Below are 25,403 nucleotides of genomic sequence, written 5' to 3'. Positions count from 1 at the left end.
TGTCTGAAGTTGTTCGAGAAACCGGGCATGCGGGTGTCGGGTGGGCGCCTCCTTTCGTGCGAGGGAGGAGACGATCAGCCAATGCGCAGGCGTGCGAGCCGCTGCAGGCCGGCGCCGGCGCGCTGGATGGCGGGATCGGTGGGACCGGGACGCCAGACCGGCGAGATCGCCGCTGCGGCGATGCCCTGCCTGGTGAGCGCGGCGGTCAGCGCCGCAATCCGGCGATCGGTCAGCGCCGCGCGCGCCTTGGGATCGAGCGTCTCACTGTCACGGGCGAGCAATGTCACGAAGACGCCGCCATGCTTGGCCGCCGCGACGATCCGGTCGATCGCCGCTTCCGCACCGCCCTGCAGGCTGTCGACACCGGTCTCGAACAGAAGCGGCACATCGACCGCCGCGCTGTCATCGCCACCGCCGGCAGGGCCGTTGAGCGCCGGACCATCGGCGGCGAGGCGCTGCCGCAACGTCGAGGTGGCCGCGATCCCCTGCACGGACGGCGCGAGTGGCACGCTCGCCGCCCAGCTTGCCTGGCTCATGCAAGGCTCGGGATCGACCCTGGCCACCGCGCCGATAAGGCGCATCGTCGCTTCCTCGAGCGCGGTGCGGATACCGAGCTGGAGCGGTTCCTGACCCTTGGCGCCGATATTGATGTCGAAGAGATTGGAGCCGAAGAAGCGGAAGATGCCGAAGCCGGTCTCATAGCCGGTGAACTGCTTGGTGAGGCTGACCGTGCGCACGACGAGCAGCGAGCGGGTATCGACGATGCGCAGATCGAGCGCGACGCTCTGGGTATAGGTTCGCGCCTTCGGGCCGACCGAATTTACGCCGGTTTCGATGCCGCCCGACCGGATGTCGTAATTAAGTTCGGTGATGCCGCCGACGATGTAATAATCGGAAGCCGCTATGCTCCCGCCGAAATAGGGCAGCCAGGGCACGACCTGCCGCCCCGACGGACCGGCAAGATCATGGACCTTGCCGTCGCCCAGTTGCCGGCGGTCAGCATAGGCCAGTTCGCGCTCGGCGATGACCGGATCGAAGCGCTCGGCGATCCGCACCGAGCCGCGCAGCTTGCCGAGCGCAGACGCCACCATGAGCGCGCCGCCCTGGGTGATCGCATTGCCTTCGTTGACCGAATATTTGCCGGTATAGTCGCGCACATCGCCGACCGCGATGACCGGCGGCTTGTTTCCACGCGATCCGAGCCAGCCCGCATAGCAGGCAAGCGCCGCGTCCATCGGCGTGCGATTGTCGCGCACCGGCGGCCCGACGACGATCGGTTCCTCGCCGATCCCGATCCGCTGCTGGGTCATGCTGGCGCAGCCGGGCAGCGCCAGGGCCAGGAGCGGCAGCGCAACCCCTCGCACGCCCACACCCCGCAGCCCCATCCTCTTCCCGGCCAGTTCCCGGCGGCCCGCCGTTGCCACGCCCATCAGTTGAGCGCTCCGAACGTGCAGCCGGTGGAGCCGGTGACGCTGGCGCTCTGGGCGCCGCTGTTCGACTGGGTGGAATTGAGCGCCTGCCAGGCGGTGCCATCGACCGCGACCGTCGTCCCGCCCGAGACCGAAGCGGAGACGAGGCCGCTGTTGCTCTGGCCCGAGCTGCTGCTCCCGGCGCCCTCGACACTGCTCGAACTGCTATTGCCCTGCGCGCCGGAGGTCGCGCCGGTGGTGGTCGGCGAATGGGCGAGCGCCGTCTGGCTGTCCACATTGCCGGTCGCAGTCGCGGTGACGCCGCAATTATACTGGCGCTCGATCGTCGTCGTGTAGGTCGGGCTCGCATAGCCGCCCGCGCGCCGCTTCTCCATGATGTCGAGGATCGCGGCTTGGTTGGCGCGGTCGGCCGAGGTGCGGAATTGCCAGGCGGCGCTTTCGCCATAATTGTTGGCGAGCGCCGGCGCTGCAAAAACGAGCGCGGAGAAAAGCGCCAGAGTGGCTCTTCCTCCTGGTGCAGAAGAGATCATGAGCATCATCCCCCGAAGGGCCGCGGCACCGTGCCGGGGCTTCGGGGGCCATCAAGAGAGCCATGAAATCAGCGGAGGCAACAGCGCGTTGCGGGCGTAAAAGACCGGCGTGGAAAGACAGGCAATGGCGTAGGAAGCAAAGAGCGGCGTGGGCGGGGCTGCGGTCTGGCCGGATCAGCAAAGCATCCTGGTCAATGGCCTCGATCTGCGCGAGTGTCTGGCGATTCGCTGCCTCAGAGCGTCACGCCGCGCCGGGCGATCGATCAGGGAGGATGGAAATATCGCGGAGCGTCCTGTGCAGGGCGCCGATATTGACGGGCTTGGACAGGATGGGGACATCCGCCAAACCACCCCCGGCATCGACGGCATCATAGCCCGAGCAAAACAGGATCGGCACGCCTCGTTCGCGCAGTTCGCGAGCTAAGGGATAAACAAGTTGCCCAGCGATATTGATGTCAAGCACGGCTGCATCAATGATCGCTGTTTGCCCCGCCAGCTTCCTCGCTGACTCCAGCGACGAGGCCGGCCCGATGATCGACCAGCCAAGATCTTCAAGCCCGGAGGAGAGTTCAAGGGCAACGAGCGCTTCATCCTCGACCACCAGCACGCACCGCGCTGAAGCGTCACTTTGCTGGCGCGCAGGCTCTGCTGCCGGGGCGCCTGCGGCGGACCGACGATTCTCGAGCGCATCGAAGCAATCGTTGAGCAATATGGTGACCCGCAAGCCCGAAGGGGCCCAGTCGAGTCTGAGGTCGCCCTGGAGCTGGTTGCGGATCACATCGTTGAGGAGCCGGCTGCCGAACCCCTTGGCGCAGGGCGGAGCCACGGGCGGCCCGCCGGTTTCGGTCCAGCTGATCGCGAGCCGCCGATCGCTTTCCATCACCCATTCAACCGCGATCTGGCCACTCGCGTGGCGAAGCGCGCCATGCTTGACGGCATTGGTGGCAAGCTCATGCATGACGAGGCTCAGAGGCTGTACGGCATTGGCCGCGAGGCGGATCGCCGGCCCGGCCACGATGCTCTGGCCGGGCCTGGTGTAGGCTGCCAGCTCATCCGCGATCGTGCGGTCAAGATCGGCGCCCTGCCAGGCGCCTTCGGAGAGGAGACTGTGTGCGCGCGCCAGGGCGGACAGTCTTCCCTTCACGGCTTGAGCATAGTCCGCGATCGTTTCAGCCCGGGTCAGAGAGACCAGGGCCTGTGCGACCGCCAGTGCGTTCTTCGCGCGATGATCGACTTCGCGGGCCAGCAGCTGACGCGCTTCTTCATTGCGTTGGCGTTCGGTGATGTCGCGCAGGATGACGGTCGCCAGATGGTCATCACCGATGCGAACGTGCGAGATCGAGGCTTCGGCAGGGAATGCCTCGCCATTGGCGCGCAGGGCATTTACCGCGCCGAGCGCACCCATGCGGCGGGTCGTCGCGCCGGCCTCGCGAAACTGGCGAATGAACTGATCGTGCGTAGAACGGAATTTCTCGGGGATGAACCGGGTAAGTGGCTGACCGAGGACTTCATCGGCAGTTATGCCGAACATGGCTTCCGCGGCCGGGTTGAACAGGACGACCCTGTGCCGCGCGTCGACGGTGATAATCGCATCCATGACGGACTCGACGATGCCTGCGAGCCTGGCTTCGGTCTCTCGTATCTTCCTGTCCATGCCGTTTGCCCCGCCTCCGCCAATGGCCTCGCTGATCCTCTCTTCGGGCCCGTCAGAACTCTCAATCTTTCAGAAAGCCGATGGCTCCGGGAAGAGCATCCATCAACGATGAACAATCAATAAAACAGACTATATTGGCTTATTGATGTTCTGCATATCATAATTGCATGAAGCGTTAATCATCCCGAGCGAAGGATGGGCCATGACCCACTTGATTCGCTGTCGCGCCGCCGCCTCGGAGATCGCCACATTGTTCGATGCAAAGCCCGATCCGGCACTTGACTGGTTACCGACCATCTGGCCGGGCGAGAAGGCGATCGTCGTGACATCGGGCGCGCGGGGACGGCACCTGCACGCGTTGCCCTGGGGCCTGCCAAGAGACCCGATCAGCCGGACGCGTGGCGATCGGCCGCGAACGACGCTGTTTGCGCGCGAGATTACGGGTAACAGCCGCGCGCCCCTTGGGCTGGACCTGCTCGAGCGTTGCCTGATTGCGGTCGAGGATGTCGCCTATCCCATTGGGGAGAAAGGTCATCGCACGCGCAGCTGGTTGGGACTTTGGGACGTGCCGATCTGCGCATGGGCGGGCCTGTGCTCGCCTGATCCGGCGACCGGCGGCTTTGCCGGCATGCTCACCGTGGCCAATGCGTGCGCGGATCCGGTCAGCCAGACGATGCCGATCCTGCTGCCGCCATCGCAATGGGACGCCTGGCTCGCGGGTGCTTCTTTGCTCGCGCTAGAGCAAGCCTATGACAATGACGCCTTCTATCTGGAGCGCACACCAGAAGTGTGGGCGTCCGGCGATGTTCCAGAAGACTGAACCGGCGGTTCAAGCCGCAGCTTATGGCTTGGTCGGCGATAGAGGATTGCGCCATCTCGTCCAGGACGGATGATCGCCAGCCATGAGAGGCTCATGCTGCGAGAGTTGATCGAGCGCCTCGTCGCAGCAGAAACCGATTTTATCCACCAGATGATTGAACGCCGGGTCGGCCGTGCTTCCCATTGCCTTGAGCGCGGCGATCTCCTCCGCCAGCATCGTCATCAATCGCATCGATCGTTGCGGCATTTTTTGGCAGCCTGTCCTTCTTGCGCGACCTGTTCCCGTGGGGACTTGTTTCGGTGTCCATGATAGGGTCGTGATGGCTGCCCGTCATCCCTTTGGACGTACCGTGCCGCCAAAATCATGCACCGTGCACGATCCGTTGCCGGATCAGGAACCGTTGCCGCGCCTACGCCTCACAAACCCCCGATCACTCATAATGAACCGCTCCACCATAGGAGCGATCAACCGTTCGACTGGCACGGGATCGGACAAGCCATTCTCAGCCGCATGAGCGCGGGCATAGTCGGCAAGCTGCCGGAACAGCGCGCCCGGGAGTTCGACCGTCAGCTTGACGGGCTTTTCCTCGAGGATCGGCCCCAGACGCAGCCGGCTCATGGCTGCGCCCCCTGAACAGGCTCGAGCACAAGATCGCGGGTGATCACCACCCGGATCGCAAACCCCGGCCGCACGGTGAGCGTCGGCGGTACATTGATCTCGCGCTGCACGACCTGCCGCCCGGTCTGGTTGATCGTGTCCTGCATGCCGTAGCGCAGCGCACGGGTGAGTTCATCATCGCCTTGGGCCACGAGCTGCGTGCCGGCGCCGAGCAGGGTCGAGACCATCGCGGCCTTGAGCATATTGCCCCAATGATAGTTCACCTTGTCCTGAAGGCCCGACATGCCCGCGGCATCGGCGCCAGGCTGGCGGTCGAGCAGGATCGAGCGGCCACCGGGCAGGATCAGCCTATCCCAGGCCAGCAGCACGCGGTTCTGCCCGGCCGAGACCTCGCTGTCATAGTCCCCGATCAGCCGCGAGCCTTGCGGGATCAGCAGGATGCGCCCCGTCGCGCTGTCATAGACATTCTGCGTCACCTGGGCGGTGATCTGGCCCGGCAGATCCGAACGGATCCCGGTGATCAGCGCGGCCGGAATGACGCTGCCCGCCTGCACCATGTAGGCCGAGGCCGGCGCCATGATCCGCTCATTGCTGACGACGGCGCGATTGCCTCCATTCTGGAGGAAAGCCCGTTTCGCGGCCTGGCCGGTCGGTTGGGCAGCCGGCGCCGCGCCAGCACCATCGCCCGCTGAGACCGCGCGGGCCGTCTGCGCACCATCGCCAGCGTTCGCGGCAGAAGCAGAGCGCGCGCCTTCAGCGCCAAGGAACAGCTTGCTGGCTCTCGCCGATTCCCGCTCCTGCATCACGCGCTGGCGAGCCTGCTCGGCGGCGGCGAGACGCGGATCGGGCTGTCCCGCGGCCGGCCCCATCGGCGGCACCGGCACGCTCTGCCCATTCTGCTGCGCTGACAATATCGGCCGTCCGAGATCGCCCGGCATAGGCTGGCCGAGTTTCGGCACCTTGTCGTAGCTCGCCGGCGCGGCGGTCACGACATCGGCCTTGTTGCGGCTGTCGGTATCGACGAGATTGACTGCGGGGGCATGATGGACCGGGCGCAGCGCATAGAGCAGCGAGCCGCCGATCCCGATCCCGGCGACCATGCCGATGACGGCAAGGGCCTTGCGCGACAGGCGCGTGACGCGCGGCGGTGGCCCCGCAAGCCGAAAGGCGCCGGGATTGGCGGGCTGCGCTACGGTCGCCTCCCGCGCCATCTCACCCGGTCCTTCTTCCCGTTCCGGCCGGTTCATGACGCCCTCCGCGCAGGGGCGTCCTGCCGCTCGATCGTGACTCGCTGCTCACCCTTGCGGGTGGCGAGCCGCAGTTCGGCCGCATCGAACAGCCGGTCGACGATCATGTAGCGGCCGGAGACGCGGTAGTTGACGAGTTCGGCATTGCCGTCGGCGCCGCGCACGAAGAGCGGCGGCATGTCCCCGGTGGCGACGCCATCGGGAAACTCGATCATCACCTGGCGCCCGTCGTCGAAGACATGGGCGGGCCGCCAGGACGGTTTGTCGCCGGACAGGCGGTAACGGAAATTGAGCCGCTCCATATCGATGCCCGAGGCGACCGGCGCGCCGCGTTCGCGCTCGGCATTGGCGCGCCGCAGCGCGATGAGCTGGTCGGCGGGATAGGTCCAGGAGACCGAAGCCATGTAGGTCGAGGCGGTCGCGCGCAGTTCGAGATGATAGGTGCGCCGATCGGTGTTGATGACGAGGTTGGTGCCGATGTCGGCGCGGGTCGGCTTGACCAGGATATGCACGCGCTTTGCCGATCCGGCCCCGCTCACGGTGTCGCCGATGATCCAGCGCACGGTGTCGCCGGCCGCGACCGGTCCCGATCCCACCAGCTCCTCGCCGTCCTGAAGGGCGATGTCGGTGACCTGACCGGGCGCGGTATAGACCTGGTAAAGGGCGCCATCGGCATAGGGATATTGCTGGATCGCGTTGAAATAGCCGCCCTTGCTCGGCTGCACGCGCGCGGCCGCATTAGCGGCGGTGACGCGCGTTCGCGGATCGGCGGGTTCACGGGCGCTGGCGGAGGATTCGAGGGGCTTCAATTGGCCGGGAAGCGGGAGCGGCGTCGGTACGCTGACAACCTCTACCGCCCGGCGCGGTTCGGGCGCCGGGGTGGCCGCGACCATCGGCGCGGGCGGCGCCCTGCGGCTTTTTGCCTCGGCGGCGGCACCCAGGGACAGCAGCGAGACGGAAGCGAGCAGGCAGAGCAGCGCACCGGAGCGCGCCCTCGCGGGAGACAGGCAGATCATGGGTTGAGTTCCTTCGACCAGTTGAGATTGGCGACAAAGACCCCGAGCGGGTTCTTCTGGAGGGCCTGGGGATCGCGCGGGGTCTGGACGGCGACGGTCAGGATCGCAGACCAACGCGCGGTTTCGGCAAGGGCGCCATCGACATAGCGGCGTTCGGTCCAGGCCACGCGGAAGCTGTCGTTCGAGGCGCGGATGACGCTCGACACCTCGACCGAGACCTGGATCTTGCCCAGCTGTGCGAACGGGTCATTGGCGCGGGCATAATCGTTGAGGAACAGGGCGCCCTTGTCGGTGGCGAAGTCATAGGCGCGCAGCCAGTTCTGCCGCAGCACGATCCCGTCGGCGGGGATCGAGCGGACATTCTCGATGAAGCGGGCAAGATGGAACGCGATCTGCGGGTCGGTGGGGCGATAGTCCGCCGTGGCGGGCGCGACCTCGCGCGCCTCGCCGAGCTTGTCGACCTCGACCACCCAGGGAATGATCGTGCCGCGCGCCGATTGCCAGACGAGGCCGCCGGCCAGACCGCCGGAGAGCGCCAGGCAGCCAAAGAAGGCGAGCCGCCAGTTCTTCGCCTGGACGCGCGCGGAGCCGATGCGGTCGTCCCAGACCTGCGCCGCGCGCTGATAGGGGGTGACGGGGTCGGGCGATTGCCCGTAACGGATCGATGGTCGCTTGAACATTGCGTGTCAGTCCTTCTGCGAGAGGTCGGGACCGGCGCCGCCGCCATGGCTGTCGCCGCCCTTCAGGGTATGAGCGGCCATGGTGGCGCCCTGGGTGATCGCCTGCCGGCGCTTCATCGCCGCAGCCCAGGCGGGCGGCGCGGCCGCGGCGGATCCGGTGCCGGATGCGGCGGCGGAAGCCTGCGCCCCCGCACCGGCGGCGGCGCCTGAAGCTGCGCTTCGGCCATCGGCATAGCTTTGCTTGAGGCTTTGCGCGGCGCGGCGCAGCGGCGAGACCACCGCGCCGCCGCTACTCTTGCCGACATTGGCGAGGCCTGCGCCGACCGCCGCCGCGCCCGATCGTCCGGCCGCGCCAGCGCTATAGGCACCCGAAGCAGCGCCAGCCGTGCGGGCCATGCCTGTGGCGGCGCTGCCTGCCATGCCCATCGCGGCGCCACCGGCGAGGCGGGCTCCCGCCACACCGCCGCCCAATGTCGCGCCTGCAGCCAATGCCGTTCCGGCCGCGGCGCCAGCGCCCAACTGAGGGCCACCGGTGACGATGCCATTGGCAATGCCGGGGCCGAAGATGCCCAGACCAAGCAGCGTCAGCGCGGCGAGCGCGATCGCCATCACCTGTTCGACGGTGGGATCGGCGCCGACGCCTGCGGAGGTAAACTGGCTGAACAGGGTGGTGCCGATGCCGGTGATAACGGCCAGGACGAGGAGCTTGATGCCCGACGAGATGATATGGCCGAGCACCTTCTCGGCCATGAAGGCGGTGCGCCCGAAAAAGGCGAAGGGGAGCAGGACGAAGCCGGCGAGCGTCACCAGCTTGAACTCGATGATGGTGATGAAGACCTGGATGGCGAGGACGAAGAAGGCCAGCACCACGATCAGCCAGGCAATGAGCAGCACGAGGATCTGCACGAAATTGGTGAAAAGGCCGACCGGTCCCAGAAGATCGGCGGTAGCGTCGAGCAGCGGCTTGGCGGCGGTGAGGCCGGTCGCGGCGACGGTGCCGGGCTTCATGAAGTCGGAGAGCGCCATGCCGCCGCCCGAGGCCTTGAGCCCCAACCCGGCGAAGCTCTGGAACAGGATGTTGGCGAGGTTCGAGAAATTGCCGATGATGTAAGCGAAGACGCCGATGTAGAGCGTCTTCCTGACCAGACGCTGGAGAACGTCCTCGTCCTGGCCCCAGGCCCAGAACAGGGCGGCAATCGTCACGTCGATGACGATGAGGGTCGAGGAGAGAAAGCCGACCTCGCCACCGAGCAGGCCGAAGCCACTGTCGATATAGCTGGTAAAGACCGACAGGAAGCTGTCGATCACGCCGGTATCGTTCATTGGGGCTTATCCTCTCCAAAGAAATGGCGCCGCCGCGCTTCCCAGGCTGCCTCACAGCCGCTGTCGGGCATGGTGAGGGTGCGGCAGCGGGCGAGAGTGCGGGTGGCGGGACCGGGCGCAGCGCCAGCGGCCGCGCCAACCGCTGCGTTCCCCGCCAGCGCCCCGTTTCCCGGCCCACCGCTTTCCGGCCGCACCATCGCGATGCCGACCGTCACGGCCAGCATCAGGCCGATCATCGCCACGCCAAGCGCGATCCGGCCCGGCCGCCGCATCTCAATTGCCCCGGAAGCGGCGGAAGCGCTCACGGCCTTCCGCTTCGGTGGCGGCATCACGCGCGGCTTGCAGCGTCTGGGCCCGACCCTGCGCGGCGATCGCAGCCGTCAGGTCGGCGAGCTGCTGCGACTGGAGCGCGAGCAGCTGATTGCCGGCCTGGGAGGCCTGCAGCGCCCCGCTCGCCGACTGGCTCGCGCCGACCAATGTGTCGATGCTCGCTTTGGCCCCATCGATATTACCGACGACACCGGCCTGGACCTGGAGCGCGTCCTGAAACGCGCCGACGCTGTCCTTCCAGCGCTCCTCGGCATTGGCGACCATCTGCGCCTGCGAGCCGGTGAGGTTGGCGCCGTTGTAGCGCTGGGTGAAGGCGCTCTGGATGTCCTGGACATTATAGGCGATGCGTTGGGCCTGCCCGAGAAGCTGGCGCGTCTGCTGCACCTGTTGCTGCAGGGTCGAGAGCGTCGAGACCGGCAGGCTGGTGAGGTTCTTCGCCTCGTTGATGAGGCTGGTCGCCTGGTTCTCGATCTGGCGGATCTGGTTGTTGATCTGCTCGAGCGAACGGGCGGCGGTCAGCACATTCTGCGCATAATTGCTGGGGTCATAGACGATCCCCCCGAACTGCGCCTGCGCCGGCGTGGTGAGCACAGGCCCGGCCAGCGCGGTCAGGCTGACGATGCCGGCCAGCAGGGCCCGGCGAAACGACGGCGTCTTCATGGATTGAACTCCTCGGGATCGAGCGGCAGGAAGGGATCGTCCGGGTCGGACGGTGATGCGGGTTCGGGCAGAAGGCCGGCGGCCCAGTCGAGACCGCGATGCTTGAGCCAGCCGGCAGCGAAGCCGGCACGGCCATGGGCAGCGACCAGTTCGCCGATCACGCGCTGATCGGTTTTCGAAGAGGCCGCCGCAAAGGCGAGCGCCACTTCGCCCAGCCCCAGTTCGAACAGCCGGTTGCCGCGCCGCGACTGGCAATAATAGTCGCGTTTGGGAGTCGCCCGGCTCAATATCTCGATCTGCCGGGCATTGAGCCCGAAGCGCTCATAGACCTGGCGGATCTGCGGTTCGGCCGCACGCTCATTGGGCAGGAAGATGCGGGTCGGGCAGCTTTCGATGATGGCGGGCGCAATGCTCGACGTCTCGATGTCGGCGAGGCTTTGCGTGGCGAAGATGACGCTGGCGTTCTTCTTGCGCAGGGTCTTGAGCCATTCACGCAGCTGCGCGGCGAAAGCCGGGCTATCGAGCACCAGCCAGCCCTCGTCGATGATGATGAGCGTGGGGCGCCCGTCGAGCCGGCCTTCGATGCGATGGAAGAGATAGGCGAGGACCGCGGCGGCCGAGGCCGCGCCGATCAGCCCCTCGGTCTCAAAGGCCTGGACACAGGCCTCGCCCAGCTGCTCGGTCTCGGCGTCGAGCAGCCGTCCCCAGGGACCGCCGACGCAATAGGGCGCCAGCGCCTGTTTGAGCTCCTGGGCTTGCAGCAGCACCGCAAGCCCAGTGAGCGTGCGTTCTCCAACGGGGGCGGACGCCAGCGACGTCAGAGCGGTCCAGAGATGCTCCTTGGCGGCGGGGTCGATCGAAACGCCTTCACCGGCCAGGATCGCGGCCAGCCATTCGGCGGCCCAGGCGCGTTCGCCCGGCTCGTCGATCCGGGCCAGTGGTTGCAGCGCGACGCCGTCGCCGATATCACCTTCATGCAGCGCGCCGCCGAGATCCTGCCAGTCCCCGCCCATGCCGATCGCGGCGGCGCGGATCGAGCCACCGAAGTCGAAGGCGAAGATCTGGGCTTGGGGGTAGCGGCGGAACTGCATCGCCATGAGCGCCAGCAGCACCGACTTGCCCGCACCGGTCGGGCCGACGATCAGCGTATGGCCGACATCGCCGACATGGAGGGAAAAGCGGAACGGGGTCGAGCCTTCGGTCTTGCCATAGAGCAAGGGGGGAGCGCCGAAATGCTCATCCCGTTCCGGCCCCGCCCAGACCGCGGACAGCGGGATCATATGGGCGAGATTGAGGGTGGAGATCGGCGGTTGCCGGACATTGGCGTAAACATGACCGGGCAGTGATCCGAGCCATGCCTCGATGCCGTTCATGCCCTCGATCGTGCAGGTGAAGTCGCGGCCCTGGATGACCTTCTCGACCAGCCGCAGCTTTTCCGAAGCGAGGGCTGGATCGCGATCCCAGACGGTGACGGTCGCGGTGACATAGGCGATGCCGGCCGCGTCCGCGCCCAGTTCCTGCAACGCCAGGTCGGCATCGGCCGCCTTGTTCGACGCATCGGAATCCATGAGGACCGACTGTTCGTTGGTCATCACCTCCTTGAGGATCGCGGCGAGCGACTTGCGCTTGGCGAACCATTGCCGCCGGATTTTGGTCAGCAGTTTGGTGGCATCGGTCTTGTCGAGCATGATCGCGCGGGTCGACCAGCGATAGGCAAAGGCCTGCCGGTTGAGTTCATCGAGCAGGCCGGGAAAGGTCGCGGTCGGAAAGCCGGTGATAGTGAGCGTGCGCAGATGATACTCGCCCAGCATGGGTTCGAGCCCGCCGGTCAGACCCTCGTCGGTGAGCAGCGCATCGAGATAGGCGGGCGTCTCCGGCACGCGCACGCGCTGGCGCTTGGTCGATACCGTGCTGTGCAGATAGGTGAGCGTGGTGCCGTCATCGAGCCAGGCAACCTCGGGCATGAAGCCCTCGACCAGATGCAGGACGCGATCGGTGCGGTCGATGAAGCTTTTGAGAAGTTCATGCGGATCGACGCCGGAACCCGACTTGCCCTCATAGAGCCAACTCTCCGCGCGCGCGCCATCCTCGGCGGGCGGCATCCACAGAAGCGTCAGATGGTAGAAGCTCTCGTAATGGGAGCCTTCCTCACAGAACTGTTCGTAGCGTTCCTGATCGACCAAGGCGGAGACCGGATCGGGAAAGGCGCTGTCGGGATAGTCCTGGGCGGGCACGCGGCTCGCCTCGACGAACACCGCCCAGCCCGAACCGAGGCGGCGCAGCGCATTGTTGAGGCGCCCGGTCACCGCGACCAGTTCGGCTGGTGTCGCGCTGTCGAGATCGGGTCCGCGGAAACGAAGGCTGCGCTGGAACGATCCGTCCTTGTTGAGCACCACGCCCTTTGCCACCAGCGCGGCCCAGGGCAGGAAATCGACAAGGCAGGCGGCCTTGGCGCGATATTCGGAAAGGTTGATCATGGCCGCATCCAGACGGGATATTTGAGGTGACGGCGGGCGACATCGACGAACTGGGGATCGCGCCGCGCGGCCCAGACGGCGAGCGCATGACCGATGGCCCAGAGCGCGAGGCCCGCGAGCCAGAGCCGCAGGCCGAGGCCCAGCGCGCCGGCGAGCGTGCCGTTGACGATGGCCAGGCTGCGCGGGGCGCCGCCCAGCAAGATGGGTTCGGACAATGCCCGATGGACCGGCGCCAGGAACCCCGGCACCTCTTCTTGCCCAGCCTCCATCATACCAGCGCTCCGCCGCCGAAGGAGAAGAAGGAGAGGAAGAAGCTCGACGCCGCAAAGGCGATCGACAGGCCGAAGACGATCTGGATCAGCCGCCGGAACCCGCCCGAGGTATCGCCGAAGGCGAGCCCCAGGCCGGTCGCGATGATGATGATCACCGCGACGATCTTGGCGACCGGGCCTTCGATCGATTCGAGGATCGACTGGAGCGGCGCTTCCCATGGCATGGACGAGCCCGAGGCATAAGCGGGACTCGCGAGCGCAATGAGGCCCATGCAAAGGGCGAGAGGTGCAGCGCCAAGCCGATGGGCGGGACGGCGGGACAGATCGATCATGGTTTTTCTCCGATGTCGGGGGTTGCGGGCGTGAGGCGGTAGTCGCCGAGGGCAGGATCGAGGCCTTCGACGCGCATGAGCTGGGCGAGGCGCCGCCCGGTGCCGTGCCGGACCAGCACGGCGACGAGATCGATGGTCTCGGCGAGCAGCGCCTTGGGCACGGTCACCACGGCTTCCTGGATGAGTTGCTCCATGCGACGCAGCGCACCCACGGCCGTGTTGGCGTGGATCGTGCCGACCCCGCCGGGATGACCGGTGCCCCAGGCCTTCAAAAGGTCGAGCGCTTCGCTTCCTCGCACCTCACCAATCGGGATGCGGTCGGGTCGCAGGCGCAGCGAGGAGCGCACGAGGTCGGAGAGCGACGCGACGCCATCCTTGGTGCGCATCGCGACGAGATTGGGCGCGGCGCATTGCAGTTCGCGCGTGTCCTCGATCAGCACCACACGATCGGAAGTCTTCGCGACTTCCGCCAAAAGCGCGTTGGTGAGCGTGGTCTTTCCGGTGCCGGTGCCACCCGCAACGAGGATGTTGAGCCGGTTGGCGACGCCAGCGCGCAGCACCTCGGCCTCGGCACGAGACATGATGCCCGCCGCGACATAATCGTCGAGCGTGAAGACCGCGACGGCGGGCTTGCGGATCGCAAAGGCCGGTGCGGTCACGACCGGCGGCAGCAGGCCTTCGAAGCGCTCGCCGCTTTCCGGCAGTTCGGCGGAGACGCGTGGCGATCGGACGTGAACCTCAGCCCCGACATGATGGGCGACGAGGCGGATGATGCGCTCGCCGTCGGCAGGCGACAGGCGCTCCCCGCTATCGCTGATCCCTTCGCCGAGCCGGTCGATCCAGAGGCGGCCATCGGGATTGAGCATGACTTCGATGACGGTAGGATCGGCGAGCCATGCCGCGATCGACGTGCCCATGGCGGTGCGCAGCATCCGCGCGCCGCGTGCATGGACTTCCGATCTCTGGCTGGCTGCGCCCATGACATATCCCCGTTCGAGCGCGCTGGCGATGATCCGCCCGGCGCGATGGGGATGAGTAAGAGACGCAGAAAGCTGCGCGGTTCAACAGCGCGTTGATCGCAGCGAAAGCCAGCGCAAAAAGACAGGCAGTGGCGTACAGGCCGGTCAGGACTTCCCTTGTCCGGCCGCCCCGCAAGGCACCAGCCAGCGCGGTCTGATTCGCGACAATTCGGAATAGAGCGCGTTGATCAGCAGCGGGTCAGATCCGACTGGCGAATAGAGACCAACGATACGCGGCTGCTTGTAGAGATCGTTCGTTCCCTGACCGGTTGCATAGAGCGTGGCGCGCATATTGCCGATGGCAAGGATCGCATTCTCGATCGTGGTCTGGTCGAGTTTGCTCGGCAACGGCAAGGCAGTCGCAATGCTCTTACCGCTGACGCCGAGCGACTGGACCGTGAGCGTCCCGGTGACCCGTTTCGCTTCAGCCTCTGCCCCGATCGCGGACAGCCCCGCCAATGTGAGGCCACCCTGCAGGGACAGGATGTCAGCGGAGAGACGCAGGCCTATCCCGACATAGACCGGCACTGTTACCTGTTGATAATGACCTTCCGCGAATTTCTCGGCTTCCGCCTCCAGGAAACGGGAGCGTGCGAGAGCAACCTCCGCAGGAGCCACAGACTGTAGGGCCGCCTGCATGCCGGTACTGTTGGAGATGACAGCATCATAACCGATGATCTTGCCGCCCATCGGCAAGGGATCGCTGAGCGCAACCGGAACGCTCTGAGTCTGGCCTGGCACCGTCACACGTTTGCGGATGTAGAATATTTCGGGAACCGCATCGGCCTGAATATAGTCAAGCACGGCCTTATACTGGCCGCCCTTACTGGTGAGCGTCGCTGGACCGAACGTCAGGCTCCCCTTCGTCTGGTCGAATGTCGCGACCGCAAACCGGATCGTCTGGTCTGGCAGTCTGCTGAGAACATCGGCGTTGGCCGTCACATTGCCTCCGCCAGATGTCTCCGTGCAGCTGTCCGCACCGCTGGCCTGATCGACCGGCAAGGGATCAAGCGGAACATAGCCATAAGCCGAAGCCTTCTCGCCCGGTGTTTCGATCCGGCCAATGGAAGCACAGCCTGTCAATGTCGACAGCAAAGGCATGACCAATAGAATCGCGGTCCTTTTCATGATTTTCCTCCCGGATATGTAATGGACGACTCGATCTTCATCGCTCCAGCATATTGTCGATGCAGACGAGCGAGCAGGCGTTTCAGCGCCGGATTGGGGTTATCATCCAACCAGCAGGCAAAGCTGGTCACATATTCGGGTCCGATCGCGCCCGTCAGTTCATGAAAGACGGTGCCCGCATACTGATCGCCGAGCATGGAATCGAGGCAAAGGCAGATACCGCGTCCTGCACCGACCATGTTAATGACGCCCCGCGTGCTGATGTCATGGATGACGATGGGCGGTGAGACCTGGAGCGGTGCGAAGCGATCCTCCAGCAGTTCGCGGATCGCATCGCTGGGATCATAGCCCGACACGAGAAACGTCTCGCCGATGAGATCCGGCCATTGCAGCAAGGGACGCGATGCAAGCGGGTGCTTGACCGGCAGGCACAGAATAATCCGTTCCGTCCAAAGCGGGGCGCTCAGTCCCTGAAAATTGGCGGGATTTCCGCGAACGATGGCCAGATCGATCCGCCCGCTCGCCAATGTCTCGAACAACCGATCGTGCGACAGTTCGACGGGGAGATGCTGAATATCCGGATAGGCCGGATCGGCGGCAAATAACAATCGATGCAAATCCCCGTTCGCGACGGAGCCATGATAGCCGATGGCGATCTGGCCAGCCTTGCCATCTGCGATGCGTCGCACCGCTCCCACGAGTTGATGGAAGTCCTGGAGAATCTCTGCGGTATGCCGAAGGAATACGCGGCCAGCGGGCGTAGGCACCAGCCGACGCCTTTGCCGTTCGAACACTGGGCATCCCAGTTGGAATTCGAGATCCCGCACGCGCTTGTTGACGGTCTTGGGCAGCATATTGAGCGCGCGGGCTGCTTTTCCGAACGACCCATGCAACTCGACGGCCAGTGCCGTTTCGATCTGTGCTCGCTCGACGCCTGTCCGGACCGAGACCGGATCAATCAGGGCCGGAGGTTTGCCATCGGCCTCGATTTCCTGGATGATCCGAAGCATAGGCGCTATGCTGTTCCAGTCCGACAGGACAGGCAGAAGCCGGCACTATGGCCCGCTGCTCTGACTGCCCGAAAAACCTCGCTCATGGCCTCGTCACCAGTTCCATGATTTTGGGGATGGCGTGGGCGCGCAGCCGGTAGCTGCGTGTCCCGGTCTCGATGAGGTCGGCCGGAAGCCCATGATCCTCCAGCCCGTTGCGCAGATGGCAGACATAGACCTTGATGACATTGGGGGATTTCGACGCAACGCCCGCCGACGAAGCGAGAACCTTCTGATCCACGAACACGTCGGGTTCCTCGATCATTCGCAGCAGGATGGCGGCACCCGGCCGTCCGGCGCGATGGATGCGGTGATGAATGCGCGTCTTGACCAGATCGCGCCAGCATTCCGAGAATTTCCGGTCGGGATGCGTGAGTTGCTCTTCGAAGGCGGTCGCGATGTTCCGGATATTGGCCAGGACATCCTCTGAAGGCTGCACCTCCAGAGGACGCTTTCTTCTCTGACGCGCCGCAGTTTTTTCCTGTTCTATCCGATCAGCCAAAAGGGTTTGCGCCAAGGTCAGAGCATCGGCCGCCACGCGCACGAGTTGCTTGATCTGGTGCAATTCCTGAGATTCGGTTGGTCCTCTGTCAGCCACCCTATGTTCCCGCCCCATCCAGATAGGCGGCCGCTTCCCTGCCCGCTGCGAGGCTGGCCGCCTTTGATGGAGCGAAGGCGCCATTCAACGCCAACGCAGCGATGATGCCGACAACGCCGAGAAGCTGGAGCAAGAGGAGCGCGATGATGACCCGGCTTCTCCCCGAACGCTCTTCTTTCGCGCGCCGCTTGGACACCTCGAGTTCGATGCTAAGCCGCAGGAGAAGACTTTGAGCATCGTCGAGACGACGACCATAGCGTTGATCGAGGCCAGCGACATAACCGTCGACCAGCGTGCATATATCGCGTGAAACGGCGAGCCGGGTCTCTCGCGCATCATCGATCAGGATATCCGCGATCAATTGCTCCGTGCGGTCGGTCGAGACGCCAGCGGCGGCCAGTAGCTGCCCCAACCCGACATAGGGGTTCGCCCCTGTCTCGGCGCGGCCCTGCGTGATCTTGCCTTCCGCTATCGGATCAAGGCATCCCTGCATAAAGGCGGCTTGATCACCGCCGCCCGTCGCGGTCGCGCGATCGAACGGGTCCGAACTCAGCCGGGACATTTCAGCGCCAGCCGGCGATCAAGCAATTGGGAGCGTTGTTCCAGCGTGAGCGCTGCACCATGGGTCGTCTCGATCTCGGCATAGACGTCGCAGGCCTGCGCGCTATTGGCTGGCCCCATGTCGGTCAGGGCTTGTCCGAGCGCAAACAGGTCGTCGATGATGAACGGCGCATTGGGAGCTTTCTCGTAGAGTTCGAGAAAGAGTTGGGCCGCCTGCGCGTGCTTGCCCTGTCCCTGAAAAGCCCGGGCAAGCTGAAAGCGTGCCTCGCTGGCGCGGGGGTCGGAAGGCCAGGCCGCGACGAAACTATCGAAAGCAAGCTCGGCCCTCGGCCAGTCCTGCCGCTCGGCATAGAGCATCGCCTGTTCAAAGCGGTCGTCAGCGCTGAGCGGCTGCGCGGCGGGTGCGACCGGCTGCGGAATAGATGCCGGCGGCGGCGCAGGTGCGGCCGCCTGGCGTTCCACCGCATCGAGCCTTGCCTCGGTATCGCCTTTTATGGTCTGCACCTGGGCCATGCCGATGACGAGCGCGCGGTGATCCTGTTCCTGCGCGGAAATGAGTCCGGAGAGGGCCCGCTCCAGAGCAGCGAGCCTGCGATCGAGCTGCATCAGGGCGTCGATCGATACAGGCTGGTCTGATGCAGCGCTCGCGGCTCCCCTGGCTGATCCTCCTGTTTCGAGTAGCCCCACCTTCTGTTCGACCTGCCGCAGGCGCTGCTCGATAGCGCCCAGGCTTTGCGCATGCGCCACGCCCGCAAACGACAGCGGCGCGAGCACCGCCGCCGCCCATTGAAGCGCAAGGCGTTTGCTCGGGAGCCAAGGCGAAAGCTGGTAGCGCATCAGAAGCGGAATCCCACGCCTGCGCCCATGATGATCGAGCGCATCCTGTGCGAAACGGTCTGGCTGGTCCCGCCCTGGTCGAGCGTGAGCTTCGAATTGGCGCCGAGATATTTGGCGTCGATGTTGATGTAGATTTGCTCGTTGATCGCGATATCGGCGCCGACCTGTGCGACCGGTGCGAGGCCGCCCTTGATATCCGCCGAATAGGAAATCGCCAGTGTCACCACGCGATTGGTGAGGACTTCTCCCGCCTTTTCGCTGTAGAAATTGGCATAGGACAGACCCACGCCCACATAAGGCCGCAGCAGCTTCGAAGCCGGCATCAGATGATATTGCAGCATGGCCGTCGGGGTGATCAGACCGGCAGAAACGAGCGTCCTGCCGTTGCTGTCCTTTATGTCATAGGGCGCGCCACCAAGGGTCAGCTCAGTCGCGAGGTGATCAGTCATGAAGAAGGTGAGGCTCGCTTCACCACCCGGCGCCGCCTTTGCCTTTGCGGAGACCGGCGTGCCGCCCACATCGACCGTGACGACACTGCTGCCCGTGCGCAGGACATAACCGCCCCGGATCTTGATCAGCACGTCGCCGGGCTCAGCCCATGCGGGTGTCGCTAAAGCCATAGCGGCCAAGGCCGTCAGTACGAAAGTAACAGGACGCATCTTCAATTTCCCCTCATGGTCTGGACAGGCCGCCGGGAAGACCGAGAAGGACGGTCTCGCCACGGCGGTTCTGGCTCTGGCTTGCCTCGCCGCTGCCGGTCGCGATCGGATGCTCCCTGCCGAAGGAGGTCACGAAAAGCCTTTGGGGTGCGACGCCCCGCGCGGTGAGGTAGAATTTCATGGTGGCCGCGCGCTTTTCGCCGAGTGCGAACTGCTGCTCGCGCGGCGCCAGTTCATCGGCATGCCCCTGGAGCGAAGCCCGCACCTCCGGGTGGGCGCGCAACCACTCCGCCTGCCGGTCGAGAATTGCGCGGGCGATCGGGGTCAGCTCGGCGCTGCCTCGCGCGAACAGGATGCGGATCGTGCCCGCATAGCGTTCGAAATCCTCTATTGTCGCGGGCGTCTCGACGTCCCGTATCTCCTGGGCAGGGAGGTTGTTCTCGCGCGTGGCGAGCGGCTCAGGCGGCGGTCCCTGAAGTTCGAACAACGGCGGCGGCAGTAATGGCTGCGTCGGCCGCTGACAGGCGGCGAGCGCGCCACACAGCGCGAGGCAGGCCAAGCCGTGAGCCGCGGGTATCCACCGAACCCTCATGGCCGCTGCCCCGACCAGGCCGGCTCCGAGGCCGCTGCGCCGGTTGCAACCGGCTGCTGTACTTTTCCGGTCAGATCGGTCAGCCAGATCGTCGGCAGCATGGCGCCAGCGGCGGTGCGCTGGAACATGATGGCACGCCCGCTCATGCTCCAGCTCGGGTCTTCGTCGCGGCTGCCCGATGTGAGTATCCGCTCTTTGGATCCATCGGGTTTCATGATCCCGATGCGGAGCGCTCCACCGTCGATCTGCGTAAAGGCGATGAGGTCGCCGCGCGGGCTCCAGACCGGCGAGGCATGTCCGCCTGCGCCAAAGCTGATGCGACGCTGATCGCTTCCGTCCTGCGCCATGACATAGAGCTGAGATTCGCCAGATCGGTTCGACTCGAAGACGATCCCACGCCCGTCCGGTGCAAAGCAGGGACTGGTATCGGTGCCTGCGCCACTGGTGAGCTGGCGCATGTTGCCACTGGCCAGGTCGACGGCATAGATATCGGCCTCACCGTCATGGGCGAGGGAGAAGACGATGGTTGCACCGTCCGGTGAGAAACGGGGAGCTGACGGGACGCCAGCAGGGACCTTGAGCGCGGCCGTGGAGCCACTGTCCAGATCGGCGACGACGAGCCTCGGTGCAGCGACGTCGACATAGGACAGGAAAACGATGCGGCGACTGCCTGGCCCAAAGCGGGGCGTCGCGACCAGTTCCTTGCCTTGGGTCAATTCCGTCGCGTTCGCGCCGTCATAGTCCATCGACACCAATCGGGTGCGCTGGCCCGGGATCGCTCCGTCCTGTGTAGAGACCAGCAGCCTTGTGTCAAAATGCCCCGGATCGCCGGTGGTAAATGCAAAGACCATGTCGGCGCATTTATGGGCGGCGCGCCGCCATTGCGCGGTCGCCACGATGATGCGCTGCGAGGCTTCGACATGGGCACCGTGTAGATTTGCGCTGAGAATTGACCCGGGAGGGGCATAATTTCCACTGAGAAGTGACCCATGTTCTGACCTTCCCCCTGGCTGCCTGGTCGGGGGACATTGGAGTGATCGACATGGCTTTATTGAGCGTTATCCGGCGCTGGCACTTTCGTGATGAGATGCCGATCCGGGAGATCGAGCGACGCACAGGTTTGTCGCGCAACACGATCCGCAAGTACCTTCGTGCCGGGACAGTTGAACCCAAGTTCAAGGTTCCCGAGCGGCCGAGCAAGCTGGACCCGTTCGCCGAGAAGCTGTCGGGTTGGCTGCGGATCGAGGCAGGCAAGTCGCGCAAGCAGAAGCGCACGGCCAAGCAGATGCACGCCGACCTCGTCGCTTTGGGATATGAAGGATCCTACGGCCGGGTGGCGACGTTTGTGCGGGGCTGGAAGGCGGACCGGCAGCGTGATGCCCAGACCAGCGGGCGCGGCACGTTCGTGCCGTTGGTGTTCGAGGCTGGTGAAGCCTTCCAGTTCGACTGGAGCGAGGACTGGGCGGTGCTTGGTGGTGAGCGGGTCAAGCTGCAGGCCGCCCACACCAAGCTCTCGCACAGCAAGGCGTTCATCGTTCGGGCTTATCAGCTGCAGACCCACGAGATGTTGTTCGACGCGCTGACCCAAGCGTTCCGTGTGCTTGGCGGCGTTCCCCAGCGCGGGATCTTCGACAACATGAAGACTGCAGTCGACCGGATTGGTGTCGGCAAGGCGCGACAGGTCAACGCCCGCTTTGCCGCAATGGCCAGCCATTACCTGTTCGAGCCCGAGTTCTGCAACCCAGCCTCGGGGTGGGAGAAGGGACAGGTCGAGAAGAACGTGCAGGATGCGCGTCGCCGATTGTGGCAGCAGCTGCCGAGCTTCCCGGATATCGATGCGCTCAATGCCTGGCTCGAGGAACAGTGCATCACGCAATGGGGCGAGATCCAGCATGGCGGCTTGCCCGGCACCGTGGCCGACGTTCATGCCGCGGAGGTGGACAGCCTGATGCCGCTGGGGCGGCCCTTTGACGGATTTGTCGAGCACACCAAGCGGGTATCGCCGATCTGCCTCGTGCACTTTGAGCGCAATCGCTACAGCGTGCCCGCCTCGTTCGCCAACCGGCCGGTCAGCGTCAGGATTTATCCCGAGCGGATCGTCGTGGCCGCCGAGGGTCAGATCCTGTGCGAGCATTCCCGGATCATCGACCGGTCCCACCACACTGGCGGGCGGACGGTCTATGACTGGAGGCACTATCTGGCGGTGATCCAGCGCAAGCCGGGAGCGCTGCGCAATGGCGCACCGTTCGCCGAGATGCCCGAGGCCTTCAGGCAGCTGCAAAGCCAGCTCCTGCGCCGCCCCGGCGGCGATCGGGAGATGGCCGAGATCCTGGCGCTGGTGCTGCAGCATGACGAGCAGGCGGTGCTTTGCGCAGTCGAACTGGCGCTTGAGGCGGGCGTTGCCACCAAGACCCACGTCCTCAACCTTCTCCACCGCCTGACCGACGGGAAGGCACCTCCAGCATCCCCGATAGATGCGCCTCAGGCGCTGCGCCTTGCTCAGGAGCCTCTGGCCAATGTCGGGCGCTATGATGCCCTACGCGATGGAGGGCTGCGTCATGCGTCATGATCCTGCCAGCGCCGCTGTTGTTGTCATGCTCAAGGCGCTGAAGATGTACGGCATGGCCCAGGCGGTCGGCGACCTTATCGAGCAAGGCGCGCCGGCCTTCGACGCGGCCGTGCCGATCGTCTCCCAGTTGCTCAAGGCCGAGATGGCCGAACGCGAGGTTCGCTCGATCGCCTACCAAATCAAGGCAGCCCGGTTCCCCGCCTACAAGGATCTGGCCGGGTTCGACTTTGCCGCCAGCGAGGTCAACGAAGCACTGGTCCGGCAACTCCACCGCGGCGAGTTCATCGATGGTGCCGATAATGTCGTTCTGATAGGCGGGCCCGGCACCGGCAAGAGTCACATCGCGACCGCGCTCGGCGTCCAGGCGACCGAGCATCATCGCAAGAAGGTCCGGTTCTTTGCCACAGTCGATCTGGTCAATGCCCTCGAGCAGGAAAAGGCCATGAACAAGGCGGGCCAGCTTGCCGAGCGCCTGCTGCGCCTCGACCTCATCATCCTCGACGAGCTGGGCTACCTTCCGTTCAGTCCATCAGGCGGTGCACTGCTGTTCCATCTGCTCAGCAAACTCTACGAGCGCACCAGCGTCGTCATCACCACCAATCTCAGCTTCAGCGAATGGGCCCAGGTATTCGGCGATGCCAAGATGACCACCGCACTACTCGATAGGCTCACCCACCACTGCCACATCCTCGAAACAGGAAATGACAGCTTCCGCTTCAGGGCCAGTTCCGCTGTCCCCAAATCCAGAAAGGAAAAATCACCGGCTTGACCTACGTCCCGTACAGCGGGACATAACTTCCACCCGGGTCAATTCTCGATGAAAATCCCGGGTCAATTCTCAACGCAAATCTACAGTCACGATGCTGCCGGTGATATCGTTACCGACCGTGACAATCGCGCCACCTGTCGCGAGCTTTCCCGCAGAGCCTCCACTCGTGTAGGAAGCCAGGAACGAAGTAGTTCCGGCGCTTTGTCCAGTAGCGACAAGGTAGATGGTACCGGTCAAAGCGTCGCGGCTGAAAGTAAAGCCCGCGCCATATTGAGCGTTGAGGAAATTCACCTCAGACTGGGTATAGCCATCATCCACTGTCTGGCCGGAAAAAGTGCCTGACGTGGTGGTTCCGGTGAATGGGAAGACGTATGTTCTCGGCGCCGTTGCGGCTGTCCCCGCCTTACCGATCAACGCCGTGGCAGTGCCGTTCATCGTCTGATCGCTGGCAATGGCGGCAGTGGTCGCGAGGTTGGTGCCCGACAGCGTAATTGCATTGCCAGTGCCGAGCGTTTCATTGCCCGCCGCATTGGCTGCGAGGCTGTTGCCGTTCGAAGCGATGCTAGAGCTGATCAGGCTGCCGCTGATCGCGGTGCTGACATCGGTGCTCCTCGTCTGGCTGGAGAAGCTGTTGGTCAAGCCTGCCTGCACGCTGGTGCCAGACGCGACCGATTGTGCATTTGCCACGGCAAAGGCCGAGTTAGCGGTCGACACTTCGTCGCCAGCAACGCTTGCCGAGGGGACTTCGGTCCCCAGCGTGTTGATAGTGGTGGCCGATGCGGTGATGGCGTTGCCACCCCGGTTGGCCGCCGCATCGGCAAGCACGCTGTTGTTCGAGGCGGTGATCGCCGAGCTGCCGGTCACATCGCCGGTGATCGCGTTCGACACGATCGGGCCGTCCGAGCCTGCGCCGCCGACCTGCGCCACGATCGTCTGCATACCGGTGGCGACGGTCACATCCTGCTGCGAGGCGATCGCGGCAACCGTGCCAGAGGACGGCGTCGCCAGGCTGCCCGTCGCAATGCTGTTGGCGTCGATCGTGGTGGCGTTCGAAACCTCGTTGCCCCGCGCCAGCGCCTTGGCCGAGTTGCTGTCATTGGCCAGCGTCGAGCCGGTCACATTGCCGGTGACCGAAGCGAGATAGCCTGCGGTGCCTGCTGCATCATCGACCGAAGCGGTAACGGTCTTGGCGCCGGCGGTTGTCACCGCCAGTTCCTGCCTCGAGGCGATGGCATAGCCGGCAACGGCGGAAGTGTTGGGCACTTCCGGATCCGGACCGGCAGCTGCCACATAGGTCTGCCCCGCTTTGGCCTGACCATCAGACTGACCTGCGAGGGTAACATCATTGCCAGAGATCGCCTGGCTGTTGGAGCCGGAGTTGGCGACCGCAGTGGCAGCCTGGCTGTTGTTCGACAAAGCGACCGTGCTGCCGGTGAGCGCCGTGGTGGACGGCCCCGAACCGGTCGAGAACTTGTCAAGCGAGGACACCGAGGCGGTCAGCGAACCGTCGAGGCTCGACTGGGCCACGCCGATGGCGGACGAACCACTCGTGCTGTTGACGCTGGTGTCGAGCGCGGTCACGCCCGAGTTCAGCACACCGGTAGCGCTCTGGCTGTTGCCGGCGATCTTGGCAGTGCTGCCCGACATGCCGTGATCGATGGTGATGCCCATGTCGGTGCCATCGGTCACCGTCGCGGCCGTGCTGGCGTTCTGCTGTGTCAGGGCGATGCCGATGTCGGTCGTGCCGTCGACCTTGGCGCCGGTCGTTGCACCAGCTGATGAGGCCGTTTGGGTGGCATAGCCCGAGCCGGTGACGTTGTTGAGGTCACCATTGACTGTCAGGGTGGCGGTGTTGGCATAGCCGGTCGCCGTCGAGGCATTGCCGGTCGTCGCCGACGAGCCCACCGTCACCGTGCTGTTGGTCAGCGCGTAGGCAGTCGCGTCGTTGTTGTTGACGGTGGCGTTGACCGACCCTTCGGTATTGCCGTTCAACGCCAGCCCTGCAGTCGGCGTGGAATAGTCGTTGAACTCCTGCTGGACGCTCACCGAATTGGTCGAGGAAGTCGTTTCCGACGGTCCTGCGGCCAGCGCCTGTGTTGCGCCCAACGTGGCGAGCAGCGCCGTACTTGCGCCGGTCATCAATACCGAGCGCATTCTCCTGGAACGTGTGGACATGGCAATTCTCGATTAAAAAATGAAGGCGCCAGCGTTTCTGAATCGCGGAGCATGTGCT

Annotated in this window: 27 protein-coding genes; 3 read left to right on the top strand and 24 right to left on the bottom strand. The window is 64.9% G+C overall.

Going from position 1 to position 25,403, the window contains the following annotated elements:
* Positions 1-74: 74 nt before the first annotated feature.
* From ACO06X_RS20735 to ACO06X_RS20725, 3 genes are all read right to left on the bottom strand, one after another.
* Positions 75-1,430: a CsgG/HfaB family protein gene (locus ACO06X_RS20735; protein WP_087574329.1), complete on the bottom strand. Its 1,356-nt coding sequence runs from the start codon at positions 1,428-1,430 to the stop codon at positions 75-77.
* Complete coding sequence (locus tag ACO06X_RS20730) at positions 1,430-1,960, bottom strand: hypothetical protein (protein WP_006963487.1); 531 nt, start codon at positions 1,958-1,960, stop codon at positions 1,430-1,432. The genes ACO06X_RS20735 and ACO06X_RS20730 overlap by 1 nt, the downstream gene beginning before the upstream one ends.
* 241 nt (positions 1,961-2,201) lie before the next feature.
* Positions 2,202-3,614: a PAS domain S-box protein gene (locus ACO06X_RS20725; protein ID WP_006963486.1), complete on the bottom strand. Its 1,413-nt coding sequence runs from the start codon at positions 3,612-3,614 to the stop codon at positions 2,202-2,204.
* A gap of 202 nt (positions 3,615-3,816) precedes the next feature.
* On the opposite strand from ACO06X_RS20725, the gene ACO06X_RS20720 reads away from it, so the two are divergent.
* On the top strand, positions 3,817-4,434 hold the full coding sequence (locus ACO06X_RS20720) for a hypothetical protein (protein WP_006963484.1): 618 nt from the start codon (positions 3,817-3,819) through the stop codon (positions 4,432-4,434).
* Positions 4,435-4,455: 21 nt separating this feature from the next.
* On the opposite strand, the gene ACO06X_RS20715 is transcribed toward ACO06X_RS20720, so the two are convergent.
* The 20 genes from ACO06X_RS20715 to tolB form a co-directional block, all read right to left on the bottom strand.
* Positions 4,456-4,656, bottom strand: coding sequence for a hypothetical protein (locus ACO06X_RS20715; protein WP_130753350.1), 201 nt, complete (start codon positions 4,654-4,656; stop codon positions 4,456-4,458).
* Positions 4,657-4,824: 168 nt separating this feature from the next.
* The gene (locus ACO06X_RS20710; protein ID WP_037491780.1) at positions 4,825-5,052 is read right to left on the bottom strand and encodes a DUF2274 domain-containing protein; all 228 of its coding nucleotides are present in this window, start codon (positions 5,050-5,052) and stop codon (positions 4,825-4,827) included.
* Positions 5,049-6,299: a TrbI/VirB10 family protein gene (locus ACO06X_RS20705; protein WP_006963480.1), complete on the bottom strand. Its 1,251-nt coding sequence runs from the start codon at positions 6,297-6,299 to the stop codon at positions 5,049-5,051. The genes ACO06X_RS20710 and ACO06X_RS20705 overlap by 4 nt, the downstream gene beginning before the upstream one ends.
* Positions 6,296-7,315 carry a P-type conjugative transfer protein TrbG gene (trbG, locus tag ACO06X_RS20700; protein WP_006963479.1) on the bottom strand — a complete coding sequence of 340 codons (1,020 nt, stop codon included), beginning with the start codon at positions 7,313-7,315 and terminating at the stop codon, positions 6,296-6,298. Before trbG ends, ACO06X_RS20705 begins: the two co-directional genes overlap by 4 nt.
* Entirely contained in the window at positions 7,312-7,995 is a 684-nt protein-coding gene (trbF, locus tag ACO06X_RS20695; protein ID WP_006963476.1) for a conjugal transfer protein TrbF, read from the bottom strand. Before trbF ends, trbG begins: the two co-directional genes overlap by 4 nt.
* A gap of 6 nt (positions 7,996-8,001) precedes the next feature.
* Positions 8,002-9,318 carry a P-type conjugative transfer protein TrbL gene (gene trbL, locus ACO06X_RS20690; RefSeq protein WP_087574331.1) on the bottom strand — a complete coding sequence of 439 codons (1,317 nt, stop codon included), beginning with the start codon at positions 9,316-9,318 and terminating at the stop codon, positions 8,002-8,004.
* Positions 9,315-9,590 carry a putative entry exclusion protein TrbK-alt gene (trbK-alt, locus tag ACO06X_RS20685; protein WP_176392337.1) on the bottom strand — a complete coding sequence of 92 codons (276 nt, stop codon included), beginning with the start codon at positions 9,588-9,590 and terminating at the stop codon, positions 9,315-9,317. The genes trbL and trbK-alt overlap by 4 nt, the downstream gene beginning before the upstream one ends.
* Before the next feature lies 1 nt (position 9,591).
* A complete protein-coding gene (gene trbJ / locus ACO06X_RS20680) occupies positions 9,592-10,308 on the bottom strand; it encodes a P-type conjugative transfer protein TrbJ (RefSeq protein WP_087574333.1) in 717 nt (238 codons plus the stop codon).
* Complete coding sequence (gene trbE, locus ACO06X_RS20675) at positions 10,305-12,785, bottom strand: conjugal transfer protein TrbE (RefSeq protein ID WP_087574334.1); 2,481 nt, start codon at positions 12,783-12,785, stop codon at positions 10,305-10,307. The genes trbJ and trbE overlap by 4 nt, the downstream gene beginning before the upstream one ends.
* The gene (locus ACO06X_RS20670; RefSeq protein ID WP_087574335.1) at positions 12,782-13,054 is read right to left on the bottom strand and encodes a VirB3 family type IV secretion system protein; all 273 of its coding nucleotides are present in this window, start codon (positions 13,052-13,054) and stop codon (positions 12,782-12,784) included. The genes trbE and ACO06X_RS20670 overlap by 4 nt, the downstream gene beginning before the upstream one ends.
* Positions 13,054-13,389, bottom strand: a complete 336-nt coding sequence (locus ACO06X_RS20665; RefSeq protein ID WP_087574336.1) for a TrbC/VirB2 family protein — start codon at positions 13,387-13,389, stop codon at positions 13,054-13,056. Before ACO06X_RS20665 ends, ACO06X_RS20670 begins: the two co-directional genes overlap by 1 nt.
* Positions 13,386-14,321: a P-type conjugative transfer ATPase TrbB gene (gene trbB / locus ACO06X_RS20660; protein WP_174827299.1), complete on the bottom strand. Its 936-nt coding sequence runs from the start codon at positions 14,319-14,321 to the stop codon at positions 13,386-13,388. Before trbB ends, ACO06X_RS20665 begins: the two co-directional genes overlap by 4 nt.
* A 192-nt stretch (positions 14,322-14,513) precedes the next feature.
* Entirely contained in the window at positions 14,514-15,536 is a 1,023-nt protein-coding gene (locus ACO06X_RS20655) for a hypothetical protein (protein WP_130753346.1), read from the bottom strand.
* Positions 15,533-16,546 carry a LysR family transcriptional regulator gene (locus tag ACO06X_RS20650; protein ID WP_087574339.1) on the bottom strand — a complete coding sequence of 338 codons (1,014 nt, stop codon included), beginning with the start codon at positions 16,544-16,546 and terminating at the stop codon, positions 15,533-15,535. Before ACO06X_RS20650 ends, ACO06X_RS20655 begins: the two co-directional genes overlap by 4 nt.
* Before the next feature lie 82 nt (positions 16,547-16,628).
* Positions 16,629-17,183, bottom strand: coding sequence for a hypothetical protein (locus ACO06X_RS20645; protein WP_130753344.1), 555 nt, complete (start codon positions 17,181-17,183; stop codon positions 16,629-16,631).
* Position 17,184: 1 nt separating this feature from the next.
* Positions 17,185-17,745, bottom strand: a complete 561-nt coding sequence (locus ACO06X_RS20640; RefSeq protein ID WP_087574341.1) for a hypothetical protein — start codon at positions 17,743-17,745, stop codon at positions 17,185-17,187.
* The gene (locus ACO06X_RS20635; RefSeq protein ID WP_087574342.1) at positions 17,733-18,581 is read right to left on the bottom strand and encodes a tetratricopeptide repeat protein; all 849 of its coding nucleotides are present in this window, start codon (positions 18,579-18,581) and stop codon (positions 17,733-17,735) included. Before ACO06X_RS20635 ends, ACO06X_RS20640 begins: the two co-directional genes overlap by 13 nt.
* Positions 18,581-19,240 carry an OmpW/AlkL family protein gene (locus ACO06X_RS20630; RefSeq protein WP_421837929.1) on the bottom strand — a complete coding sequence of 220 codons (660 nt, stop codon included), beginning with the start codon at positions 19,238-19,240 and terminating at the stop codon, positions 18,581-18,583. The genes ACO06X_RS20635 and ACO06X_RS20630 overlap by 1 nt, the downstream gene beginning before the upstream one ends.
* Positions 19,241-19,253: 13 nt before the next feature.
* Positions 19,254-19,799: an OmpA family protein gene (locus ACO06X_RS20625; RefSeq protein WP_165418764.1), complete on the bottom strand. Its 546-nt coding sequence runs from the start codon at positions 19,797-19,799 to the stop codon at positions 19,254-19,256.
* Positions 19,800-19,828: 29 nt separating this feature from the next.
* On the bottom strand, positions 19,829-20,728 hold the full coding sequence (gene tolB, locus ACO06X_RS20620; RefSeq protein WP_421837928.1) for a Tol-Pal system protein TolB: 900 nt from the start codon (positions 20,726-20,728) through the stop codon (positions 19,829-19,831).
* Between the two features lie 146 nt (positions 20,729-20,874).
* On the opposite strand from tolB, the gene istA reads away from it, so the two are divergent.
* Both istA and istB read left to right on the top strand, forming a co-directional pair.
* Positions 20,875-22,401 (top strand): IS21 family transposase, encoded by a 1,527-nt coding sequence (gene istA, locus ACO06X_RS20615; RefSeq protein WP_421836316.1) that lies wholly within the window; start codon positions 20,875-20,877, stop codon positions 22,399-22,401.
* Entirely contained in the window at positions 22,391-23,170 is a 780-nt protein-coding gene (gene istB, locus ACO06X_RS20610; protein WP_421839854.1) for an IS21-like element helper ATPase IstB, read from the top strand. Before istA ends, istB begins: the two co-directional genes overlap by 11 nt.
* A gap of 69 nt (positions 23,171-23,239) precedes the next feature.
* Here the strand turns inward: istB and ACO06X_RS20605 are convergent, their stop codons facing one another.
* Entirely contained in the window at positions 23,240-25,324 is a 2,085-nt protein-coding gene (locus ACO06X_RS20605) for a beta strand repeat-containing protein (RefSeq protein WP_421837927.1), read from the bottom strand.
* Positions 25,325-25,403: the final 79 nt, after the last annotated feature.

It is taken from the genome of Novosphingobium sp. (genome assembly GCF_965229225.1).
Taxonomy (GTDB): Bacteria; Pseudomonadota; Alphaproteobacteria; order Sphingomonadales; family Sphingomonadaceae; genus Novosphingobium.
This window is presented reverse-complemented; position numbering and strand designations above follow the sequence as displayed.

Excerpts from the sequence above, each read along its gene's own strand:
- ACO06X_RS20735 (WP_087574329.1), bottom strand. The coding sequence starts at position 1,430 with ATGGGCGTGGCAACGGCGGGCCGCCGGGAACTGGCCGGGAAGAGGATG.
- ACO06X_RS20730 (WP_006963487.1), bottom strand. The coding sequence starts at position 1,960 with ATGATCTCTTCTGCACCAGGAGGAAGAGCCACTCTGGCGCTTTTCTCC.
- ACO06X_RS20725 (WP_006963486.1), bottom strand. The coding sequence starts at position 3,614 with ATGGACAGGAAGATACGAGAGACCGAAGCCAGGCTCGCAGGCATCGTC.
- ACO06X_RS20720 (WP_006963484.1), top strand. The coding sequence starts at position 3,817 with ATGACCCACTTGATTCGCTGTCGCGCCGCCGCCTCGGAGATCGCCACA.
- ACO06X_RS20715 (WP_130753350.1), bottom strand. The coding sequence starts at position 4,656 with ATGACGATGCTGGCGGAGGAGATCGCCGCGCTCAAGGCAATGGGAAGC.
- ACO06X_RS20710 (WP_037491780.1), bottom strand. The coding sequence starts at position 5,052 with ATGAGCCGGCTGCGTCTGGGGCCGATCCTCGAGGAAAAGCCCGTCAAG.
- ACO06X_RS20705 (WP_006963480.1), bottom strand. The coding sequence starts at position 6,299 with ATGAACCGGCCGGAACGGGAAGAAGGACCGGGTGAGATGGCGCGGGAG.
- trbG (WP_006963479.1), bottom strand. The coding sequence starts at position 7,315 with ATGATCTGCCTGTCTCCCGCGAGGGCGCGCTCCGGTGCGCTGCTCTGC.
- trbF (WP_006963476.1), bottom strand. The coding sequence starts at position 7,995 with ATGTTCAAGCGACCATCGATCCGTTACGGGCAATCGCCCGACCCCGTC.
- trbL (WP_087574331.1), bottom strand. The coding sequence starts at position 9,318 with ATGAACGATACCGGCGTGATCGACAGCTTCCTGTCGGTCTTTACCAGC.
- trbK-alt (WP_176392337.1), bottom strand. The coding sequence starts at position 9,590 with ATGCGGCGGCCGGGCCGGATCGCGCTTGGCGTGGCGATGATCGGCCTG.
- trbJ (WP_087574333.1), bottom strand. The coding sequence starts at position 10,308 with ATGAAGACGCCGTCGTTTCGCCGGGCCCTGCTGGCCGGCATCGTCAGC.
- trbE (WP_087574334.1), bottom strand. The coding sequence starts at position 12,785 with ATGATCAACCTTTCCGAATATCGCGCCAAGGCCGCCTGCCTTGTCGAT.
- ACO06X_RS20670 (WP_087574335.1), bottom strand. The coding sequence starts at position 13,054 with ATGGAGGCTGGGCAAGAAGAGGTGCCGGGGTTCCTGGCGCCGGTCCAT.
- ACO06X_RS20665 (WP_087574336.1), bottom strand. The coding sequence starts at position 13,389 with ATGATCGATCTGTCCCGCCGTCCCGCCCATCGGCTTGGCGCTGCACCT.
- trbB (WP_174827299.1), bottom strand. The coding sequence starts at position 14,321 with ATGCTGCGCACCGCCATGGGCACGTCGATCGCGGCATGGCTCGCCGAT.
- ACO06X_RS20655 (WP_130753346.1), bottom strand. The coding sequence starts at position 15,536 with ATGAAAAGGACCGCGATTCTATTGGTCATGCCTTTGCTGTCGACATTG.
- ACO06X_RS20650 (WP_087574339.1), bottom strand. The coding sequence starts at position 16,546 with ATGCTTCGGATCATCCAGGAAATCGAGGCCGATGGCAAACCTCCGGCC.
- ACO06X_RS20640 (WP_087574341.1), bottom strand. The coding sequence starts at position 17,745 with ATGTCCCGGCTGAGTTCGGACCCGTTCGATCGCGCGACCGCGACGGGC.
- ACO06X_RS20635 (WP_087574342.1), bottom strand. The coding sequence starts at position 18,581 with ATGCGCTACCAGCTTTCGCCTTGGCTCCCGAGCAAACGCCTTGCGCTT.
- ACO06X_RS20630 (WP_421837929.1), bottom strand. The coding sequence starts at position 19,240 with ATGCGTCCTGTTACTTTCGTACTGACGGCCTTGGCCGCTATGGCTTTA.
- istA (WP_421836316.1), top strand. The coding sequence starts at position 20,875 with ATGGCTTTATTGAGCGTTATCCGGCGCTGGCACTTTCGTGATGAGATG.
- istB (WP_421839854.1), top strand. The coding sequence starts at position 22,391 with ATGCGTCATGATCCTGCCAGCGCCGCTGTTGTTGTCATGCTCAAGGCG.
- ACO06X_RS20605 (WP_421837927.1), bottom strand. The coding sequence starts at position 25,324 with ATGCGCTCGGTATTGATGACCGGCGCAAGTACGGCGCTGCTCGCCACG.